The sequence below is a fragment of the Paraburkholderia saeva genome, from assembly GCF_907164555.1.
Classification (GTDB): domain Bacteria; phylum Pseudomonadota; class Gammaproteobacteria; order Burkholderiales; family Burkholderiaceae; genus Paraburkholderia; species Paraburkholderia saeva.
In genome coordinates this window covers 399,090-418,073 of the sequence record NZ_CAJQZC010000002.1, presented here as the reverse complement: position 1 = coordinate 418,073, position 18,984 = coordinate 399,090, and the positions used below count along the sequence as shown (strand labels likewise).

Here is an 18,984-nt window from a genome sequence, read left to right as displayed (position 1 = left end):
TGCGGCGCTCAGGCGGCGAGCCGCGAAATGTCGGCGACGCAGTTCATCTGCTGATGCAGTGCACTGAGGAGCGCCAGACGGTTCGCGCGCAACGCCGGGTCTTCAGCGTTGACCATGACGTCGTTGAAGAACGCATCGACCGGTTCGCGCAATGCAGCAAGCGCCGTGAGTGCGCCCGTGTAGTTGCGCTCCGCGAGCTGCGTCTGCACGCTGGGTGCAACCTGCTCGAGCTGCGCGTGCAACGCTTTTTCCGCCGCCTCGACGAAGAGCGCAACCTGCACGCCACCCGTCGTCGCGCCTTCCGACTTCTTCAGGATGTTCGAGATCCGCTTGTTCGCCGCCGCGAGCGAGGCCGCTTCGGCGAGCGCTGCGAATTCGCGCACGGCGTCGAGGCGCGCGACGATGTCGTCGAGGCGCGTCGGGTTCAGTGCCAGCACCGCGTCGATTTCGCCTGCAGCGTAGCCGCGTTCACGGAGCAGACCCTTCAGACGGTCCATGCAGAATTCGTAGATCGCCGCGGTCGAATCGGCGACGTTCGGCACCGCTGCGAACTGTGCATACGCCGCGCGTAGCAGTTCGACGAGGTCGACCGGCAACTGCTTCTCGACGAGGATACGCAGTACGCCCAGCGCATGACGGCGCAGCGCGAACGGGTCTTTCTCGCCGGTCGGTTGCAGGCCGATGCCCCAGATGCCGACGAGCGTTTCGAGCTTGTCCGCGAGCGCGACGATCGTGCCGGTGGTCGTTGCAGGCAGCGCATCGCCGGAGAATCGCGGCTGATAGTGTTCCGAGCACGCGAGCGCGACTTCTTCCGGCTCGCCGTCGTGGCGCGCGTAGTACGTGCCCATCGTGCCCTGCAGTTCCGGGAATTCGCCGACCATGTCGGTGATCAGGTCGGCCTTCGCGAGACGCGCCGCACGCGTGGCAAGCGCGACGTCGGCGTTCATCATGCCGGCGATCGCGCCAGCGAGCGCTTCGACACGTTCGACGCGTTGCAGCGCCGAGCCGAGCTTGTTGTGATACACGACGTTCGCGAGCAGCGGCACGCGATCGGCGAGCGGCTTCTTCTTGTCCTGCGTGAAGAAGAACTTCGCATCGGCAAGACGCGGACGCACCACACGTTCATTGCCTTCGATGATGTCGCCGGGCGTCTTCGTTTCGATGTTCGACACGATCAGGAAGCGCGAACGCAGCTTGCCCGCAGCATCGGTGAGCGCGAAGTATTTCTGGTTTGTCTGCATCGTGAGGATCAGACATTCCTGCGGCACCTGCAGGAATTCGTCCTCGAACCTGCACGCGTACACAACCGGCCATTCGACGAGCGACGTCACTTCGTCGAGCAGCGCTTCGGGCATCACGACCTGGTCGCCTTCAGCCTGTGCGAGCAGATGCGTGCGGATCGTTTCCTTGCGGTCCGCGAAATTCGCGATCACACGGCCCTTGTGCATCAGCGTATCCGCGTAGGCGTCGGCGTGCTGGATCTGCACGAAACCTTCGGACAGGAAGCGATGGCCGAGCGTCGTGTCGTCGGCATCGACGCCGAGTGCGCTCACCGGCACGACCTTGTCGCCATGCAGCGCGGTCAGGCGATGCGCCGGACGCACGAACTGTACGTTCGTGCCGTCCGGGCGCTGATACGTCATGACCTTCGGGATGGGCAGCTTCGCGAGCGTTTCGTCGAGCGCAGCCTGCAGGCCTTCGGTGAGCGTGGCACCGGGCGCGGCGTAGCGCAGGAAGAATGCATCGGCCTTGCCGTCCGGCGCGCGTTCCAGATCGTTCACCGAGAAATCGGGGAAGCCGAGCGCCGCGAGTTTCTTCGCGAGCGGCGGGGTGGGCTGGCCGTCCTTGTCGAGCGCGACGGAAACCGGCAGCACTTTTTCGCGCACGTGCCTTTCGGGCGCGACGTCGCGCACGTTCTGGATGACGATCGCGAGACGCCGCGGCGTGGCGTAACGTTCGAACGACGGTTCGCCGTCGATCAGGTCGCGCGCCGCGAGGCGCTGCGCAATGCCTTCAGCAAACGCATCGCCGAGACGCGCCAGCGCTTTCGGCGGCAGTTCCTCGGTCAGCAGTTCGACGAGCAGGGTGTGTTGGGGATGAGTCATGTGTTCGTGGTCTCGTCAGTCGGCGTCGATCTTGCGTTCGACTTTGAGCGGCGGCGCCCAGGCGGGCATCGCGGCGTCCTGCGCATCGGTAGTGAGGCCGGGCACGCAGTGCACCGGATTGCCGAGCATCGGGAAGCCGAGCTTCTCGCGCGAATCGTAGTAAGCCTGCGCAACGAGACGCGACAGCGCGCGAATGCGGCCAATGTACGCCGCACGCTCCGTCACGGAAATCGCACCGCGCGCGTCGAGCAGGTTGAAGGTGTGACCGGCCTTCAGCACGAGTTCATACGCGGGTAGCGCGATCTGCGCGTCGATCATGCGCTTCGCTTCCGCTTCGTAGCTGTTGAAGAACGTGAACAGCAGATCGACGTTCGCGTGTTCGAAGTTGTACGTCGACTGTTCGACTTCATTCTGGTGATACACGTCGCCATAGGTGAGGCGACGCATTTCCGGACCGTTCGGGCCTTGCTCTTCCCATTCGGTCCAGACGAGGTCGTACACGTTCTCGACCTTCTGCAGATACATCGCGAGACGTTCGAGCCCGTACGTGATTTCTCCGAGCACCGGCTTGCAGTCGAGACCGCCGACCTGCTGGAAATACGTGAACTGCGTGACTTCCATGCCGTTCAGCCAGACTTCCCAGCCGAGACCCCATGCGCCGAGCGTCGGATTTTCCCAGTCGTCTTCGACGAAGCGCACGTCGTTCTGCTTCAGGTCGAAGCCGAGCGCTTCGAGCGAGCCGAGGTACAGGTCGAGGATGTTTTCCGGCGCCGGCTTCAGCACGACCTGATACTGGTAATAGTGCTGCAGACGGTTCGGGTTCTCGCCGTAGCGGCCGTCTTTCGGACGGCGCGACGGCTGGACGTACGCCGCGCGCCACGGCTCGGGGCCGATCGCGCGCAGAAACGTGTGAACGTGGGATGTGCCCGCGCCGACTTCCATATCGATCGGCTGGAGCAGCGCGCAACCCTGCTTGTCCCAGTAGGACTGCAGCGTCAGGATGATTTGCTGAAACGTGAGCATGAAGTGCCTTTCAGGCATAAGGGCCACGCCGCGGGCGCCAGGGCGCGCAGGAGGGTGGCCGTGGAGCAAAGTGCCAAATCGTAGATTTTAACGGAAAGGGGGCGGGGTGCGTCCTTTTCGGTGACGGACGCTCGCCGCGCTATCCGGTTCGAGCGGCTGCGGCTTGAACGTCGTGGGCTCGAACCACACGCTTCGCTCTTGTGTGTCGCCCGGGCAGCACGCGCTATGTAGTACGCAAATGGCGCGGCGAAAGCCAGCGGTTCGCCGGCGTCGGTGTATTCCGACGCAATCTCGGACGGGGAGGACAGCCGCGCGATTCGCGATTCGATATCTTCGAAGATATTCAGTAAGTCATATGAAATGTCGAAGGAGATATCGATGATTGACGCATTTTCGCAAGCGGTGCGGGGTTCGGTCCGGTTTGGCAGGGCGCGATCGAGGATCCCGACCTGGGCAAGTGGGGCCGCTGCGCTTGCTTGCGCGCTCGTCATGCCGTCGATTGCTCGCGCTGACGATATTACGTACGCAGGACGGCGTGTCAAAGCCGGTGGGAGTCTGGCGAAAGTCGTTCTGCCACAGCCGCAAAGCGATATCGGGTATAACGCCGCGAATCAGCTCACTCGCTGGGGCGGCAAGACGCTGACCTACGATCCGAATGGCAATCTTTCAAACGACGGCGTGAATCGCTACGAATGGAATGAGCAGAATCTGTTGAGCCAGATGAGCGGGGCGGTCACAGCGGCCTTCAGCTACGACGCATTCGGGAGGCGTCGCGTGCGTAACGTGGCTGGCAGCCCGATGAATTACTTCTGGGACGGCGACGAACTCAATCTTGCGATTCCGTCGGGCGACTGGGCGCAACGGAGCCGCCTGTTTTCCGCGTACCCGGACGGTGAGGTCGACGAGCAGACGTTGCGACGAACTGGCGATGATGCGAGTCAGGATCGCTGCTTTCTGCATGACGGCAACAATAACGTGATCGCGTTGACCGACTCTGATCAGCAGATCCTGACGCAATACCGTTATGAACCGTATGGTGCGACGACGCTGACTGGCGCCGCCGATGTGAATACGCAGCAATTTGCGGGAAGGGAGAATGATGGGACAGGGCTGTATTACTATCGGAACCGGTATTACAGTCCGCAGACTGGCAGGTTCATCAGTGAAGATTCCATAGGCTACGCGAGTGGGCAGACGAATGCGTATGCTTATGTGGGTGGCAATCCGGTGCAGTTCAGCGATCCCTTTGGTGAGGCAGGGATAATCACGGGATTTACGCGGCATGGCTTGAATCGGGCTATTAACCGAGGTGTTTCACCGGGCGCTATGTGCGACGCGGTGAACAATCCAATCAGCGTTACCGAGCGATCGAATGGGACTACCAGGTACACAGGGGCTGGTGCCGTTGTAGTGCTCAACCCTGCCGGTCGGGTTGTAACGGTTTGGGGCCAATAGAGGGGCATCTCGATGAGCGGAAAACAGCGGCATAGCCAAGCCTTGCAGGATGCAGTCAAAGAGGTTCTGCTTCGTGACTGGGATCCGATCGGTATCGGAAGAGAGGATGCCGAGAAGGATGAATACGATGCCTATGTCACCAGGATTTGCGCACTCATCGTGCAAAGACAGTCGGTTGAGGAAGTGATCGATTATCTGTTATGGGCCGAGACAGAACAGATGGGGTTGCAGGCAGATGTCGAGCGAGCGCGAAGAGTGGCCGGAAAGCTGATTCAACTCGTTTAATTACCGCGCGCCAATGATCTAACGTCGTTTCGTGAACGAAGGGTCGCTCAATCGGCCCTTCTGTCTTTCAAACGAGGTAGCGAGGAGCGGCTGCTGTTCGAGGGCGTCGAGCACATGCGCGTGCGATCTCGCGGAAACCAGCAACTGACGCTCTCAAGAGCCCATCAGCGAAGTGCGGAACGAGCGCGCGACCGCCTCCTGCGATGCCCAACGCCAGACTTCATTCATCCCGCTTCTCATTATCGCGCCTCTCCCGCCCCGGCCCAAACGCAAACCCCACCGCGAGCAGCAACAGCGAAACCGCCAGCACCGTGTTGTTGCCGCTCGTCACGTATGGCGTTTCGCCCGCTGTGCCCTGAATGGTCGCGTCGAGCGAACCTTGCGTGTAGACCGGCAGACGCGCGATCACCTTACCCTGCGCATCGATCGCCGCCGTGGTGCCCGTGTTCGTCGCGCGCAGCATCGGGCGGCCGGTTTCAAGCGAACGCATCCGTGCAATCTGCAGATGCTGGTCGAGCGCGATCGTGTCGCCGAACCATGCGAGATTCGTCGAGTTGACGAGCACGCCTGGCGACGTGTCGCTCTCGCGCACGGTGCGCGCGATCTCTTCGCCGAAGATGTCCTCGTAGCAGATATCGACCGCAACCGGCTGGTTGTGAACCATGAACGGCTTTTGCACCGGATCGCCGCGAGCGAAGTCGCCGAGCGGAATGTTCATCAGGTTCACGAACCAGCGAAAGCCCCATGGCACGAATTCGCCGAACGGCACGAGATGATGCTTGTCGTATCGATAGACGTCCGGCGAGCCGGGCGTGATGCCGAAGAGACTGTTCGTGTAGTCGACGATCCGGCCTTCGGGCGTGACCGTTCCGCCCACCGCGCCGAACACGATCGACGAGTTCGTCGTGTCGGCGAACCGGCGCACGGCGGTTGCGAACGGCTGCGGAACCTGCTGCGCGAGCACGGGAATCGCCGTTTCCGGCGTGATGATCAGATCGGCGGGTTTCGCGGTGATCATCTGCTGGAATTCGTTGATAGCGGCCATGACGCCGGATTCCTCGAACTTCATTTCCTGCTTGACGTTGCCCTGCAGCAGGCGCACCGAAAGCGGTGCGCCGGACGGCACCGTCCATTGCACCAGCGGCAGCAGCATGCCCGCCGCGAGCAGCGCGATAGCGACGATCGCAGGCGTAAGCACGCGCCCGATGCGCCTCTTGCGCGGGCGGTTGGTGTCAACTGCCGCAACCGGCTCGCGCGAACGCGCTCCCGCCTGCACGATCAACGCGGCCACCAGCGCCAGCATCCAGCCGACGCCGTACACGCCCGCCACGGGCGCGAAGCCGGCGAGCGGGCCGTCGACCTGCGGATAGCCGCTCGCGAGCCACGGAAAGCCCGTGAATACGGTTCCGCGCGCCCATTCACCGATTGCCCACGCGCCCGCGAACGCGAACGCGCCGTGCCATGTCGGCGAGAACGGTTTGTCGCTGAGCCGGCCATTACGTGCGTGCCCGGCGCAAAACGACCAGACGCCCGCAGCCAGCGCCGGATACAGCGCGAGATACAACGAGAACAGCACCAGCGCCGCGCCAGCGAGCGGCGCGGCCATGCCACCGTAGTCATGCATGCTGACGTACAGCCACCACACACCAGTGACGTAATTGCCGAAGCCGAACGCGCCGCCCGTCAACGCCGCGCTTTTCCAGCCCGTCGTGCGCGTGAGCCAGGCGAACAGGAACACGAAGAGCGCGAGTTCGAGCCAGCCGCCATGCGGCGTGGGTGCGAAGGAGAGGGTATTCGCCGCGCCGGCAACCAGCGCAACCAGGTAATGCCAGCGCGGCAGCGCGCGGCCGCCCGCTTCTGCGGCGGTGGACGTCACGCCACGGCGCAGACGGGAAGAGATCGGGTCGGCCATCGTTACGCGGTCGGCGGGAAAGGTGAAAGAAAGATGAGCGAAGCGTCAGCGAAAATCAGGTCTGGACGTGCTGCGCGTCGCGCTCGCGCTGTCCGGCCATCGGGTCACGGCGCACCAGCAGCATGTGAATCTGCCGCGCATCGCCGCGCAGGATCTCGAAGATCAGATCGTCCAGACGAACCTTCTCGCCACGATGCGGCACCCGCCCGAAGTGATGCGTGACGAGGCCACCGATCGTGTCGACTTCTTCGTCGGAATAGTGCGTGTTGAACGCTTCGTTGAACTGCTCGATGCCGGTCAGCGCACGCACGCGGAAGCGTCCGTCGGGCGACGCGATGATATTGCCGCTTTCTTCGTCGAAATCGTATTCGTCTTCGATGTCGCCGACGATCTGTTCCAGCACGTCTTCGATCGTGATGAGACCCGCGACACCACCGTATTCGTCGACGACGATCGCGATGTGATTGCGGTTCACGCGGAAGTCATGCAGCAGCACGTTCAGGCGCTTCGATTCCGGAATGAACACGGCCGGGCGCAGCATGCCGCGCACGTCGAACTCTTCTTCCGCGTAGTAGCGCAGCAGGTCTTTCGCGAGCAGCACGCCGATGATGTTGTCGCGGTTGCCGTCGTACACCGGGTAGCGCGAGTGCGCTTTTTCCAGCACGTACGGCATGAATTCTTCAGGGGTATCCGCGATGTTGACCGCGTCCATCTGGGCGCGCGGGATCATGATGTCGCGGGCGCTGAGTTCGGAAACCTGGAACACGCCTTCGATCATCGACAGCGAATCGGCGTCGATCAGATTGCGTTCGTGCGCGTCCTGCAGGATTTCGAGGAGTTCGCCGCGGGTGTCGGGCTCGGGCGAGATGAAGTCGGTCAGTCGCTCAAGGAGTGAGCGCTTTTCTGGCGGTTTGTCGGTATGGCGTCGACTGGGATACGTGTCGTTCATGATGGTGCGCCCGGCAAGGCTGGGCGCGTGATGGCAGAGCATTAAGGATACACCACGCACATGGCGGCTCCGTGTCCGGCCGCACCTGGGCGGATGGTCAGGCCACGGCTCATGCGCCCAAAGCCGGTAGCGGAGGGCGTGCGAGGCGGGATTCGATCCTGGCGCAGAAACCGCGCGACAGGACTTTTTGCCAAAAATGCGGGCGGTTTGGTGTTTCGCCGGCCGGCACGGGGTGGCCGCGGGGAAACCGGCCGAGGATTACCGGCAGCGGGCGAGCAGGGCTTCGAGCGCGCGATCGGGCATGCCGCTTTCGCGCAGCGCCGCGACGGTGCGGCTGACGTAATCGAGCGTCGTGCCGTAGCGGCCGCTCGCGCAGCCGAGCACCGTCCGGACGGTGTCGTCGCGCAGCTTGCCCGTGTAGCTCGGCACGTCGCGACGCATGACGAAGGCGAGCGCCGCGACGCGGCGGCCGTCGGCGAGCACACACGGCAGCCATGCCGGCCGATAGGAGCCCATCGGCATTTCGCGTCGCCAGAGCGCTTCGAGATGCGGCATCGCGCCTTCGCCGGCAAGCCGGAAGGCGATGCCGGTGCATGAACCGCCGCGATCGAGCGCGAGAACGAGGCCCGGCTGCTCCGGCGTGCCGCGATTCACGCGCGACCACAGATACAGCCCGCGGTGATAGCCGTGCACCTTCGAGCGCGTGGCCTCGATGGTCGGCAGGCCGGGATTCCAGATCAGTGAGCCGTAACCGAAAAGCCACAGGTCGCTTTTGCGGTCCCACTTGCGTAGCGCGTTGTCCAGCGAAGCCGCGAGTTCCGTCTCCGTCAGCAACCGCGATTCGCCGAGCGCCGGCGGATAGTCCGGACAGGGCGCGGCGTCGTCTTCGGTGGGATTGGGGTAACGGGCGCTCACGGTGAATCCGGCGTATCAGTAAGGATCGGGGAAGCCGAGCTTCACGAGGATCTCCGTCTCGATGCCTTCCATTTCCTGCGCTTCTTCTTCGACCTCGTGATCGTAACCCTGCGCATGAAGGGTGCCGTGAACCAGAAGGTGGGCATAGTGTGCTTCGAGCGATTTGCCCTGCTCCGAGGCTTCCTTTTCGACGACCGGACAGCACAGGATCAGGTCGCCCGTCACCGGATCGTCTTCCGATTCGGCGTACGCGAAGGTCAGCACGTTGGTCGCGTAATCCTTGCCGCGATACGTGCGGTTCAACGTGCGGCCTTCTTCCGCGTCGACGAGGCGCACGGTCAGTTCGGCATCCGCGAAGAGCGCCGCCTTGATCCAGCCGGCGACGGTTGCGCGCGGCAGGATCGCCTTGTGCTCAGGGAAGGCCTTCGAAGCCGGAAACTGCAGATTCAGTGAAAGTTTCGGAGCGCGACTCATGCGGATGCTTTTCTGTTCGTCGGGTCGAGGGTTCGAAGTTTCGTGGGCGCGATGGTCAGCGCGTGTCCGACGGTTTGTCGGCGGCCTTCGCGGAATGCGCGTCGTACGCTTCGACGATGCGCGCGACGAGCGGATGGCGTACCACGTCCACGCTCGTGAAGCGCGTGAGCGCGATGCCGCGCACGTCGGACAACACCTGCTGTGCCTCGATCAGCCCGCTTTTCGCGCCGCGCGGCAGGTCGACCTGGGTCGTATCGCCGGTCACGACGGCTTTCGAGCCGAAGCCGATCCGCGTGAGGAACATCTTCATCTGTTCGGGCGTGGTGTTCTGGGCCTCGTCGAGGATGATGAACGCGTGGTTCAGCGTGCGGCCGCGCATGTACGCGAGCGGCGCGATTTCGATCATCTGCCGCTCGAACATCTTCGCGGTTTTATCGAAGCCGAGCAGGTCGTAAAGCGCGTCGTACAGCGGACGCAGATACGGATCGACCTTCTGCGCGAGATCGCCCGGCAGAAAGCCGAGCCGCTCGCCGGCTTCGACGGCCGGGCGTGTCAGCACGATGCGTTTCACCTGATCGCGTTCCAGCGCATCGACCGCGCACGCCACCGCGAGGTACGTCTTGCCCGTGCCGGCCGGCCCGATGCCGAACGTCACGTCGTGCGAAACAATCTGCTTCAGGTATTCGCGTTGGGCGGGCGTGCGGCCGCGCAGATCCGCGCGACGCGTGTACAGCTTCGGACCGAGTTCTTCGAGGTCTGCGTCGTCCGTGTCGGCTGGCTGGTCGAACGGGTGATCCGGGTTGCCGGGAAAGCGGGCGTCCACGTGATCCACGCCGTTCGCACGTGAACGCGCCGGGTGGCGGGCTTCGACCAGCGCGAGCTGGATATCGTCGACCGACAGCGGCTCGCGCGCGTTGTTGTAGAAATTTTCGAGTGCCGTGAGCGCGATCTTCGCGCCGCGTCCGCGAATCGTGATGCGATGGCCGCGGCGTTGCAGCGTGACGTCGAGCGCCTGCTCGATCTGCCGCAGGTTTTCGTCGAGCGGGCCGCAGAGGTTGGCAAGCCGCGCGTTGTCTTCGCGCGGCGCGGTGAATTCCAGATGCTGCTGAGTGGTCTTCAAGGCGGTGGGTCGATCCTGTCGGTTTCGTTGCGCTTCAGAGGCGTTGCTCAATGCGTGGTAGCCGGGACGTCGTCGTGCAGCAGCACGAGTTCGCCGCGCAGCGAGTGCGGGTACGCCTGCACGATCTTCACGTCGACCATCTGGCCGATCAGGCGCGCATGCGACTCGACCGGCGCCGGAAAGTTGACCACCCGGTTGTTTTCGGTGCGGCCCGCGAGTTCGTTCGGGTCCTTGCGCGCCGGACGCTCGACCAGAATGCGCTCGACCTTGCCGACCATCGCCGCGCTGATACGGGCGACGTTTTCTTCGATCGTAGCCTGCAGATGTTGCAGGCGTTTCAGCTTCACTTCGCGCGGCGTGTCGTCGTGCAGGTTCGCGGCCGGTGTGCCGGGGCGCGGACTGTAGATAAACGAGAAGCTTGTGTCGTACTTCATCTCGTGAATCAGCGTCATCATCTTGTCGAAGTCTTCCTCGGTCTCGCCGGGGAAGCCGACGATCATGTCGGTCGACAGCGACAGGTCCGGACGGATCGCACGCAGCTTGCGAATCACCGACTTGTATTCGAGCACGGTATAGCCGCGCTTCATCGCCATCAGGATACGGTCGGAGCCGTGCTGCACCGGCAGGTGCAGGTGGCTCACGAGCTTTGGCACCTTCGCATAGGTGTCGATCAGGCGCTGCGTGAATTCCTTCGGATGCGACGTGGTGTAGCGAATCCGTTCGATGCCCGGAATCTCGGCGACGTATTCGATCAGCGTCGCGAAGTCGGCGATTTCCGTTTCCCCCAGCGTCAGCGGGCCGCGATACGCATTCACGTTCTGCCCGAGCAGCGTGACTTCGCGCACGCCCTGATCGGCGAGGCCGGCGATTTCGGTGAGCACGTCGTCGAGCGGGCGCGACACTTCCTCACCGCGCGTGTACGGCACGACGCAATAACTGCAGTATTTGCTGCAGCCTTCCATGATCGACACGAACGCGCTCGGCCCATCGACGCGCGCGGGCGGCAGATGGTCGAACTTTTCGATTTCCGGGAAGGAGATGTCGACCTGCGCGCGGCCGCTTTCGCGGCGTTTGTCGATCATCTGCGGCAGACGGTGCAGCGTTTGCGGACCGAACACGAGATCGACATACGGCGCGCGCGCGACAATCGACGCGCCTTCCTGGCTCGCGACGCAACCGCCAACGCCAATGATCAGATTCGGGTTCGCTTCCTTCAGCTCGCGCACGCGGCCGAGGTCGGAGAAGACTTTTTCCTGCGCCTTTTCGCGCACGGAGCAGGTGTTGAAGAGAATGACATCCGCATCTTCCGGGGTGTCGGTCTTCACGAGGCCTTCAGCCGCGCCGAGTACGTCGACCATCTTGTCGGAGTCGTACTCGTTCATCTGGCAGCCAAAGGTCTTTACATAAACTTTCTTGGTCATCGAATTTCGCCGGTCGCAGTGGTTAACCTGGGGGCGCGGTAGTAACGGGAACGAAGGAACTGCACGGGTTTGACGATGGCTCTTTTGACGTGCCGCCCGCCCGTGTAGCGTAGCCCGACATTATATCCCTTGCTGGCGAATGGTTTTGCGCGCCGGTGGGGGCGCCGGAAAGCCCAGCAGCGCCTCGAGTTCCCCGGAAACCTGCGCAAACCGCTCGCTCAGGAAATCGAGCAGCACCCGCACGCGTGGCGCCATGAAGCGGTTGCGGTGATAGAGCGCATGCAGCGGCGCGTCCGGATAGCGCCAGTCCGGCAGCAGGACGCGAAGCCCGTCCGAGCGCAGATCGGCTTCGACGTCCCACATCGACTTGACCACGATCCCATAGCCGCGCAACGCCCATTCGCGGGCGATGGCGCCGTCGTTGGTTTCGCGGGCCGTATCGAGCGGCACCGTGTAGTGCTGCACTTCGTCGCCGCGTGTGAAGCGCCATTCGTTGATCGGGCCGGAAGCGGTGCCGAGCACGATGCAGTTAAAGCGTGCCAGATCGCTCGGATCCTTTGGCTCCCCGTGCTTCACGATGTAGTCCGGCGACGCGCAGAGCACGCGCCGGTTCGGCGCGAGCGGCTTCGCGACGAGCGAGCTGTCGGGCGGCACGCCAAAGCGGATCGCGAGGTCGATGTCGTCCTGCAGCAGGTTCTGCAGCGAATCGGACAGCGTGAGTGCGAACGTGACTTCCGGATATTGCGCGTTGAACGCGTCGAGCCAGTGCATCAGCAGGTTGCGGCCGAAGTCGGACGTGGCGGAAATCCGCACCTTGCCGCGCACGACGTTCTGGCCGGCCTGCAACGCGGCTTCGGCGTCGTCGAGCGCCTGCAGCGCCTGACGGCAGCAGTTCAGGTAGAGGCGACCCTCGTCGGTGAGCCGCAGCTGGCGCGTCGTGCGCTCGAAGAGGCGCGCCCGCAGGCCGGTTTCAAGCTTCGTCAGCCGCGCGCTGGCGGCGGCGGGCGTGAGGCCCAGCTTGCGGCCCGCGGCAGACAGACTGCCCGCCTGCGCCGCCTCGACGAAGAGGCGGATATCTCCGAGGTTATCCATCGATATTTCAAAATAATTTGATAATGATTCAAATGCTACGCCAATTCTCAAGTCAAGGCGTACCAGGGAGAATGCGCCCTGTGAAAGTGTTTCCTGGCCGGAGGCCGCTGTTCCATGTACCTCGATCACGCGACGATCGTTACGCCCGATCTGGAAGACGTCCGACGGTTTTTCGTCGACGTCGTCGGACTCAGCGTGGGCACGCGCCCGCCGTTTGGGATCGACGGGTACTGGCTGTCGGCTGACGGGCGGCCCGTGATTCATCTCATTGCGGCGACATTGCCCGGTCATGCCGGACGGGCCGTGCCACGCATCGATCACATCGCGTTCCGTATCGACACCGCCGCCGAATGGAACGCATTCGTCGAAAGACTGCGTGCCGCCGAGGTGCCTTACCAGCTCGCCGAGGTTCCACTCTCGGGCGAAACACAACTTTTCGTCGTGCTGGGCGCGGGCGTGGTCGTCGAATTCGTGACGGCGCTTCGTGGCTCACCTCGTAGCCCGCTTGATAGCCCGATTGATAACCCGCTTCGCGCGCAATCCTGAAACCTGGAGATTCAGATGCCCATTCCCCTTCTGGCGCTGGCGATCAGCGCATTTGCCATCGGAACGACCGAGTTCGTGATCATGGGCCTCCTGCCCCAGGTCGCGCAGGATCTGGCGGTGTCGCTGCCGTCGGCGGGGTTGCTCGTCAGCGGCTATGCGCTTGGCGTTGCAGTCGGTGCGCCGCTCCTCGCCATGGTCACGAGCAGGATGCCGCGCAAGCTCGCGCTGCAGCTGCTGATGGGCGTGTTCATCGTCGGCAACGTGCTGTGCGCCATCGCCGGGAATTACTCGATGCTGATGATCGCGCGCGTGGTGACGTCATTCGCGCACGGCTCGTTCTTCGGGATCGGCGCGGTGGTGGCGGCTTCGCTCGTGCCGCAGGAAAAGCGTGCGAGCGCAATCGCGCTGATGTTTACGGGGCTCACGCTCGCCAACGTGCTCGGCGTGCCGTTCGGCACGTTCATCGGCCAGGAGTTCGGCTGGCGCGTCGCGTTCTGGATCGTCGCGGCGTTTGGCGTGCTTTCGCTGGCCGGTGTCACCGCGCTCGTGCCGAACCGGCATGACGCCGGCCCGACCGGCCTCGGCCACGAAGTGCGCGTGCTGAAGGACCCGCAGGTGTGGATCGCGCTCATGATGACTGTGCTGGGCTTTGGCGGCGTGTTCGTCGTCTTTACGTACATCGCGCCGATTCTTGAGCAGGTGAGCGGCTTCACGCCGCGTGGTGTCACGCTGATTCTCGTGATCTTCGGTATCGGCCTGACGGTCGGCAACACGATCGGCGGAAAGCTCGCGGACCGCGCGCTGATGCCTTCGCTGATGGGCATTCTCGTGGCGCTCGCCATGATCATGGCGATCTTCGCGAAGACGAGCCATTCGCAGATCGCCGCCGGCATTACGGTGTTTGTCTGGGGCATTGCCGCGTTCGCGACGGTGCCTCCGCTCCAGATGCGCGTCGTCGAAAAGGCGACGGCCGCGCCGAACCTCGCGTCGACGCTGAACATCGGTGCGTTCAACGTCGGCAATGCGGGCGGCGCGTGGCTCGGCGGCCTTGCTATCGGTCACGGCTATGCGCTCGATGTGCTCCCCTGGGTGGCCGCTGGCGTGACGGTGCTCGCGCTTGCACTTACGCTGGTCGCCGCGCGTATGGATGCGCCATCGGCCGCCGTGCCGCAGCAGGTGTGAACGACATGCACGGGCATTGCGCGGGACCCTCCCGCGCAATGCTGATAACGGTGTGACGATAACTTCGTTGGGCGTAGCGAAATCCGCTGATAGTCTGGCTCCTCACTGATGCGCGTCCGCTTCCTGGCGGCGCTTCTGGAGGCCACCATGCATTCCCCGCTTGCGCTGGTTCGCGACCCCGCGGCCGAACTGTCCGACGGCCCGCGCGCGCCCGAACCGTTCGATGCGCTCGAGCAGCTTGTCGGCGTCAACCTGGCCCGGCTGCGTGCCGAGCGCCAGCTTTCGCTCGATGCGCTTGCGCGCGCTTCCGGCGTTTCGCGGGCGATGCTCGCGCAGATCGAATCCGCACGCAGCGTGCCGTCGATCAAGGTGCTGTGCAAGGTCGCGGCCGCGCTGAAGGTTTCAGTCTCGGCGTTTTTGCGGCGGCACGCGGTCAACGGCTTCGAGCATCTGCCGGCGGGGCAGGCGGCGCGCCTCGTCAGCGCGAGCGGCCGGTATTCGTCACGCGCGCTGTATCCGGAAGGCGGGCCCGTCGCCGCAGAGTTTCATGAACTGCGCATCGCGCCGCTGCATACCGAAACCGGCACACGCCGCGCGCCCGGTACGACGGTGAATCTCGTCGTGAGCGACGGCACGCTCGAAGTGCGGGTGCACGACCAGCGCCAGCTGCTCGCAACCGGTGACGCGATCGTCTTCGATGCCGACCAGCCGCACAGTTTTCGCAATCCCGGCGACACCGAAACGCGCGCGTTTCGCGTGACGCTCAACGCCGAGACGCCGCCGCGTTGGGATGTGCCGCACGACACGGCAACGCGGCCCGCGGCGTCCTGAATGTCCCTGGATCGAATGGGGCAAAGTGATCTTTTCCGTCGAACTCGTGTATCCTTTGCCGGCCGGTTTTAGCCGGTAATCAGTGCGTCTTCAGGGCGGGGTGTAATTCCCCACCGGCGGTATGCAGGCCATGGCAGTCTGGCCCGCGAGCCCGCGAGCGCCCGCGCTTTACGTTGTAGCGGGGTCAGCAGATCTGGTGAAATGCCAGAGCCGACGGTCATAGTCCGGATGAGAGAAGATGTGCAGCCAGTCATGGTCCAACCCATGCGTTTCGTCGCTTTGTCCGTGTAGGCGGGCGGCGGCGCGTGGACGTGTGTCGCTTCGCGTTTGTTTTGCGTCTGAGGCGCGCACGGGGTTCTGTCTGTTTGCAATGCCCTGAAACGTTTTTCGCCCAACTTCCGCGAGGAGCGTTTCACATGTCTTTTGCTACTTTTCCTGCACCGGCTGCGCACTTCGAAAGCGCTTTCGCCGATCTCCCACTGCTTTCCACCGAAGCCGTTCCCCCGCGTATTGCCGCTGCACTGGAGGCAATGCGAGACGGTCGCGCCGTCGTGCTTCAGGACGACCACGACCGCGAAAACGAAGCCGATCTGATTGTTTCCGCCGAGCGTCTGACGAACGAAACGATGGCCTTGCTGATCCGCGAATGCAGCGGCATCGTGTGTCTGTGCCTGCCCGACGAGAAGATCCGCGCGCTCGAACTCCCGCCGATGGCCGTCAATAACGAAAGCCGTCACGGCACGGCGTTCACCGTTTCGATCGAAGCCCGTGTGGGCGTGTCGACGGGCGTATCAGCCGCCGACCGCGTGACGACGATCCGTGCGGCCATCGCCGATCACGCGAAGCCTGCCGATATCGTCCGCCCGGGGCACGTGTTCCCGCTGCGCGCGATGCCAGGCGGCGTGCTCGCGCGACGCGGCCACACGGAAGGCACCGTCGACCTCGCGATTCTTGCGGGACTGAAGCCGGCGGGCGTGCTGTGCGAACTGATGAACGCGGACGGCACCATGACGCGTGGCGCCGATGTGGAGCGCTTCGCCGCGCGACACAATCTGCCGATGCTGACGATTGCGGAACTCGTCGAGTTCCGTGAGGCGCTGGCAACCGTGCGCGAATGCTGCACGGACGCCGCGTGAAGTAAGGCAGGCGCGCGGCCCATGGCGGCCGGCGTTAGCATTGAAGTCGACGCCGCTACCTCAACCCGCGCAACGCGATCTACGACTGTACGTCGCCGAATTCGCCGCGTTTGCCGGCTTCGACCAGCGCGGGCAGTTCATCCATGTGTTCCATGATTCGCGTGATGCCCATATTGCGCAGCACGTCCGCGTAACCGTCGGGGATGTGACTCGCACCGACAAACGCGATCGTCTTCATGCCCGCGGCGCGCGCCGCATTCAGCCCCGCAATGCTGTCCTCGACAACAACGCAGCGCGCCGGCTCCACGTTGAGTTGCTGCGCGGCAAGCAGATAGACGTCGGGGTAGGGCTTCGGTCGGGCGACCTGCTCCGCGCTGAAGATGCGTCCCGCGAAAATCTCCGTCAGCCCCGCACGTTTCACCGAAGCGAGCACGCGCGACATCCGGCTGTTCGACACGACCGCTGCCGGCAACATCACGCGTTGCAGCGCGTCGCGCACGCCGCTGATCGCGCTCAGCGAAGAAGCCAGCGCACGCTCGACGTTCTGTTCGACGGTCTGCAGAAAATTCGCCGGCAGCGTGATGTTCTGGCTCGCCTCGAGGTTTTCGAGGAAGCGTGAGGTCTGCTGGCCGAACGCGGTCTTCACGATGGCTTCGAAGTTGATGCCGGGGAAGGTGGTCGTCAGCGTATCGAGCATGACGTGATCGGCGATGACTTCGCTATCGACGAGGACACCGTCGCAATCACAGATGAGATGGTCGAGCATGCGTAAAACGGGCGCGGAGGGTCGGGTTGGCGGACCGGCGAGTCTCGTGACGCGCCGGCCGGCGTGGATCGAAAACGCCATCATACGTGGTTGTCGGGCGTGGATGCTTGCGGCGCCCCGCGCTGCGCGGATTTCCGGCCAGTCACGCGAACCTCAATCCGCAACGCGAACAGGCTCAATGTTCCGGTGAATCGGCCCACGCGGTCGCGGCCCGTACCGCGCGATGCCAGCCGTCGACACAGGCTTTCACATCCGCTGACGGCAGCGCGGGCGAAAAGCGACGATCGAGCTTCCACTGGCTTTGCAGTTCGCCGACATCCTTCCAGTACCCGACCGCAAGCCCCGCGAGATACGCGGCACCGAGCGCGGTCGTTTCGCTGACCTTCGGACGCACCGCGTCCACGCCGAGAATATCCGCTTGGAACTGCATCAGCAGGTTGTTTGCGCACGCGCCACCGTCGACGCGCAGCTCACCGACGCGAATGCCCGAATCCGCTTCCATCGCGCGCAGCACGTCGACCGATTGATAAGCGATCGAATCGAGCGCCGCGCGCGCGATGTGTGCCGACATCGTGCCGCGCGTGACGCCGAACAGCGTGCCGCGTGCGCGTGCGTTCCAGTGCGGCGCGCCGAGCCCGGCGAACGCCGGCACGAGATAGACGCCGTCGCAATGCGACACGCTGCGCGCGAGCGATTCGATCTCCGACGCGCTCTTGATGATGCCGAGCCCGTCGCGCAGCCACTGCACGACCGCGCCCGCGATGAAGATGCTGCCTTCGAGCGCATAGTTGATCTGGTCGCCGATCTGCCAGGCGATGGTCGTGACGAGGTTGTTCTTCGATTCGATCGGCTTGTCGCCCGTGTTCATCACGAGAAAACAGCCAGTGCCATATGTGTTCTTCACCATCCCCGATTGCGTGCACATCTGTCCGAAGAGCGCGGCATGCTGGTCGCCCGCGATGCCAGCGAGCGGAATCTTCGAGGCGAACACCGTCGTTCTGGTCGGCCCGTAAATCTCCGACGAAGGACGCACCTCGGGCAGCATGCTGCGCGGAATATCGAGCGCGTCGAGCAGTTCGTCGTCCCATTGCAGCGTGTGGATGTTGAAGAGCATCGTGCGCGATGCGTTCGTCACGTCGGTGACGTGCAGGCCGTGCTGCGTGAAGTTCCACACGAGCCAGCTGTCGACCGTGCCGAACGCGAGCTTGCCCTGACGCGCTTTCTCACGCGCGCCTTCGACGTTGTCGAGAATCCAGCGGATCTTGGTGCCCGAGAAATACGAGTCGATCGGCAGACCGGTCTTCGCCCGAACTTTTTCTTCGAGGCCCTGCGCTTTCAGCTGGTCGCAGAAATCGGCGGTGCGGCGGTCCTGCCAGACGATGGCGTTGTAGACCGGATGCCCGGTTTCGCGATCCCAGACAATCGTTGTTTCGCGCTGGTTCGTAATGCCGATCGCGGCAATCGACGTGCCGTTCAGGCCGGCACGCGTGACGGCTTCGGCCGCGACGCCGGCCTGCGTCGACCAGATTTCCTGCGGGTCGTGTTCGACCCAGCCCGGGTGCGGATAGAACTGCTGGAACTCCTTTTGCGCGATCGATACGACGTTGCCGTCATGGTCGAACAGCATTGCACGCGAGCTGGTCGTGCCCTGGTCGAGCGCGAGGATGTACTGATCCGGCATTCTGTCTTCTCCATGTTTTTCGTGACGCGGCCGTTCGCGGGCAGCCGGTGTCCGTCAGCATGCAGCAACGTGCGTGCTTCGGCCAGCGCGG

General features: G+C 63.8%; 17 protein-coding genes and 1 riboswitch. Of the genes, 6 read left to right on the top strand and 11 right to left on the bottom strand.

What is annotated here, in order from left to right; genetic code table 11:
* Positions 1-8: 8 nt before the first annotated feature.
* Together glyS and glyQ are read right to left on the bottom strand one after the other, a co-directional pair.
* A complete protein-coding gene (gene glyS, locus LPA36_RS06100; protein WP_228875239.1) occupies positions 9-2,105 on the bottom strand; it encodes a glycine--tRNA ligase subunit beta in 2,097 nt (698 codons plus the stop codon).
* A 15-nt stretch (positions 2,106-2,120) separates the two neighbouring features.
* Complete coding sequence (glyQ, locus tag LPA36_RS06095) at positions 2,121-3,128, bottom strand: glycine--tRNA ligase subunit alpha (protein WP_228875238.1); 1,008 nt, start codon at positions 3,126-3,128, stop codon at positions 2,121-2,123.
* 378 nt (positions 3,129-3,506) lie between these two features.
* On the opposite strand from glyQ, the gene LPA36_RS06090 reads away from it, so the two are divergent.
* A complete protein-coding gene (locus tag LPA36_RS06090; RefSeq protein WP_228875237.1) occupies positions 3,507-4,583 on the top strand; it encodes an RHS repeat-associated core domain-containing protein in 1,077 nt (358 codons plus the stop codon).
* A gap of 12 nt (positions 4,584-4,595) precedes the next feature.
* The gene (locus LPA36_RS06085) at positions 4,596-4,868 is read left to right on the top strand and encodes a hypothetical protein (protein ID WP_228875236.1); all 273 of its coding nucleotides are present in this window, start codon (positions 4,596-4,598) and stop codon (positions 4,866-4,868) included.
* Between the two features lie 220 nt (positions 4,869-5,088).
* Here the strand turns inward: LPA36_RS06085 and lnt are convergent, their stop codons facing one another.
* The 7 genes from lnt to LPA36_RS06050 all read right to left on the bottom strand — a co-directional run bounded on the left by lnt (position 5,089) and on the right by LPA36_RS06050 (position 12,751).
* Positions 5,089-6,780: an apolipoprotein N-acyltransferase gene (gene lnt / locus LPA36_RS06080; protein WP_228875235.1), complete on the bottom strand. Its 1,692-nt coding sequence runs from the start codon at positions 6,778-6,780 to the stop codon at positions 5,089-5,091.
* Between the two features lie 55 nt (positions 6,781-6,835).
* Complete coding sequence (locus LPA36_RS06075) at positions 6,836-7,729, bottom strand: HlyC/CorC family transporter (RefSeq protein ID WP_228875234.1); 894 nt, start codon at positions 7,727-7,729, stop codon at positions 6,836-6,838.
* A 258-nt stretch (positions 7,730-7,987) separates the two neighbouring features.
* Complete coding sequence (locus LPA36_RS06070) at positions 7,988-8,644, bottom strand: gamma-glutamylcyclotransferase (protein ID WP_228875233.1); 657 nt, start codon at positions 8,642-8,644, stop codon at positions 7,988-7,990.
* Positions 8,645-8,659: 15 nt separating this feature from the next.
* A complete protein-coding gene (gene ybeY / locus LPA36_RS06065; RefSeq protein WP_228875232.1) occupies positions 8,660-9,118 on the bottom strand; it encodes an rRNA maturation RNase YbeY in 459 nt (152 codons plus the stop codon).
* A gap of 55 nt (positions 9,119-9,173) precedes the next feature.
* A complete protein-coding gene (locus LPA36_RS06060) occupies positions 9,174-10,238 on the bottom strand; it encodes a PhoH family protein (RefSeq protein WP_228875231.1) in 1,065 nt (354 codons plus the stop codon).
* Positions 10,239-10,285: 47 nt separating this feature from the next.
* A complete protein-coding gene (miaB, locus tag LPA36_RS06055) occupies positions 10,286-11,659 on the bottom strand; it encodes a tRNA (N6-isopentenyl adenosine(37)-C2)-methylthiotransferase MiaB (protein ID WP_228875230.1) in 1,374 nt (457 codons plus the stop codon).
* 120 nt (positions 11,660-11,779) lie between these two features.
* Complete coding sequence (locus LPA36_RS06050) at positions 11,780-12,751, bottom strand: LysR family transcriptional regulator (RefSeq protein ID WP_228875229.1); 972 nt, start codon at positions 12,749-12,751, stop codon at positions 11,780-11,782.
* Positions 12,752-12,865: 114 nt separating this feature from the next.
* On the opposite strand from LPA36_RS06050, the gene LPA36_RS06045 reads away from it, so the two are divergent.
* From LPA36_RS06045 to ribB, 4 genes are all read left to right on the top strand, one after another.
* Positions 12,866-13,297: a VOC family protein gene (locus LPA36_RS06045; protein ID WP_228875228.1), complete on the top strand. Its 432-nt coding sequence runs from the start codon at positions 12,866-12,868 to the stop codon at positions 13,295-13,297.
* Positions 13,298-13,312: 15 nt separating this feature from the next.
* A complete protein-coding gene (locus LPA36_RS06040) occupies positions 13,313-14,479 on the top strand; it encodes an MFS transporter (protein ID WP_228875227.1) in 1,167 nt (388 codons plus the stop codon).
* A 147-nt stretch (positions 14,480-14,626) separates the two neighbouring features.
* Complete coding sequence (locus tag LPA36_RS06035) at positions 14,627-15,310, top strand: helix-turn-helix domain-containing protein (protein ID WP_228875226.1); 684 nt, start codon at positions 14,627-14,629, stop codon at positions 15,308-15,310.
* Between the two features lie 82 nt (positions 15,311-15,392).
* Positions 15,393-15,554: riboswitch (FMN riboswitch) on the top strand.
* Between the two features lie 172 nt (positions 15,555-15,726).
* Positions 15,727-16,446, top strand: coding sequence for a 3,4-dihydroxy-2-butanone-4-phosphate synthase (gene ribB / locus LPA36_RS06030; RefSeq protein ID WP_228875225.1), 720 nt, complete (start codon positions 15,727-15,729; stop codon positions 16,444-16,446).
* A gap of 79 nt (positions 16,447-16,525) precedes the next feature.
* On the opposite strand, the gene LPA36_RS06025 is transcribed toward ribB, so the two are convergent.
* Together LPA36_RS06025 and glpK are read right to left on the bottom strand one after the other, a co-directional pair.
* A complete protein-coding gene (locus LPA36_RS06025; protein ID WP_228875224.1) occupies positions 16,526-17,212 on the bottom strand; it encodes an HAD family hydrolase in 687 nt (228 codons plus the stop codon).
* Positions 17,213-17,387: 175 nt separating this feature from the next.
* Positions 17,388-18,893 carry a glycerol kinase GlpK gene (gene glpK / locus LPA36_RS06020; RefSeq protein ID WP_228875223.1) on the bottom strand — a complete coding sequence of 502 codons (1,506 nt, stop codon included), beginning with the start codon at positions 18,891-18,893 and terminating at the stop codon, positions 17,388-17,390.
* Between the last annotated feature and the right edge of the window lie 91 nt (positions 18,894-18,984).

What these genes read in the sequence shown, in the direction of transcription:
- glyS (WP_228875239.1), bottom strand. Translation starts at nt 2,105, where the DNA reads ATGACTCATCCCCAACACACCCTGCTCGTCGAACTGCTGACCGAGGAA.
- glyQ (WP_228875238.1), bottom strand. Translation starts at nt 3,128, where the DNA reads ATGCTCACGTTTCAGCAAATCATCCTGACGCTGCAGTCCTACTGGGAC.
- LPA36_RS06090 (WP_228875237.1), top strand. Translation starts at nt 3,507, where the DNA reads ATGATTGACGCATTTTCGCAAGCGGTGCGGGGTTCGGTCCGGTTTGGC.
- LPA36_RS06085 (WP_228875236.1), top strand. Translation starts at nt 4,596, where the DNA reads ATGAGCGGAAAACAGCGGCATAGCCAAGCCTTGCAGGATGCAGTCAAA.
- lnt (WP_228875235.1), bottom strand. Translation starts at nt 6,780, where the DNA reads ATGGCCGACCCGATCTCTTCCCGTCTGCGCCGTGGCGTGACGTCCACC.
- LPA36_RS06075 (WP_228875234.1), bottom strand. Translation starts at nt 7,729, where the DNA reads ATGAACGACACGTATCCCAGTCGACGCCATACCGACAAACCGCCAGAA.
- ybeY (WP_228875232.1), bottom strand. Translation starts at nt 9,118, where the DNA reads ATGAGTCGCGCTCCGAAACTTTCACTGAATCTGCAGTTTCCGGCTTCG.
- miaB (WP_228875230.1), bottom strand. Translation starts at nt 11,659, where the DNA reads ATGACCAAGAAAGTTTATGTAAAGACCTTTGGCTGCCAGATGAACGAG.
- LPA36_RS06050 (WP_228875229.1), bottom strand. Translation starts at nt 12,751, where the DNA reads ATGGATAACCTCGGAGATATCCGCCTCTTCGTCGAGGCGGCGCAGGCG.
- LPA36_RS06045 (WP_228875228.1), top strand. Translation starts at nt 12,866, where the DNA reads ATGTACCTCGATCACGCGACGATCGTTACGCCCGATCTGGAAGACGTC.
- LPA36_RS06040 (WP_228875227.1), top strand. Translation starts at nt 13,313, where the DNA reads ATGCCCATTCCCCTTCTGGCGCTGGCGATCAGCGCATTTGCCATCGGA.
- LPA36_RS06035 (WP_228875226.1), top strand. Translation starts at nt 14,627, where the DNA reads ATGCATTCCCCGCTTGCGCTGGTTCGCGACCCCGCGGCCGAACTGTCC.
- ribB (WP_228875225.1), top strand. Translation starts at nt 15,727, where the DNA reads ATGTCTTTTGCTACTTTTCCTGCACCGGCTGCGCACTTCGAAAGCGCT.
- LPA36_RS06025 (WP_228875224.1), bottom strand. Translation starts at nt 17,212, where the DNA reads ATGCTCGACCATCTCATCTGTGATTGCGACGGTGTCCTCGTCGATAGC.
- glpK (WP_228875223.1), bottom strand. Translation starts at nt 18,893, where the DNA reads ATGCCGGATCAGTACATCCTCGCGCTCGACCAGGGCACGACCAGCTCG.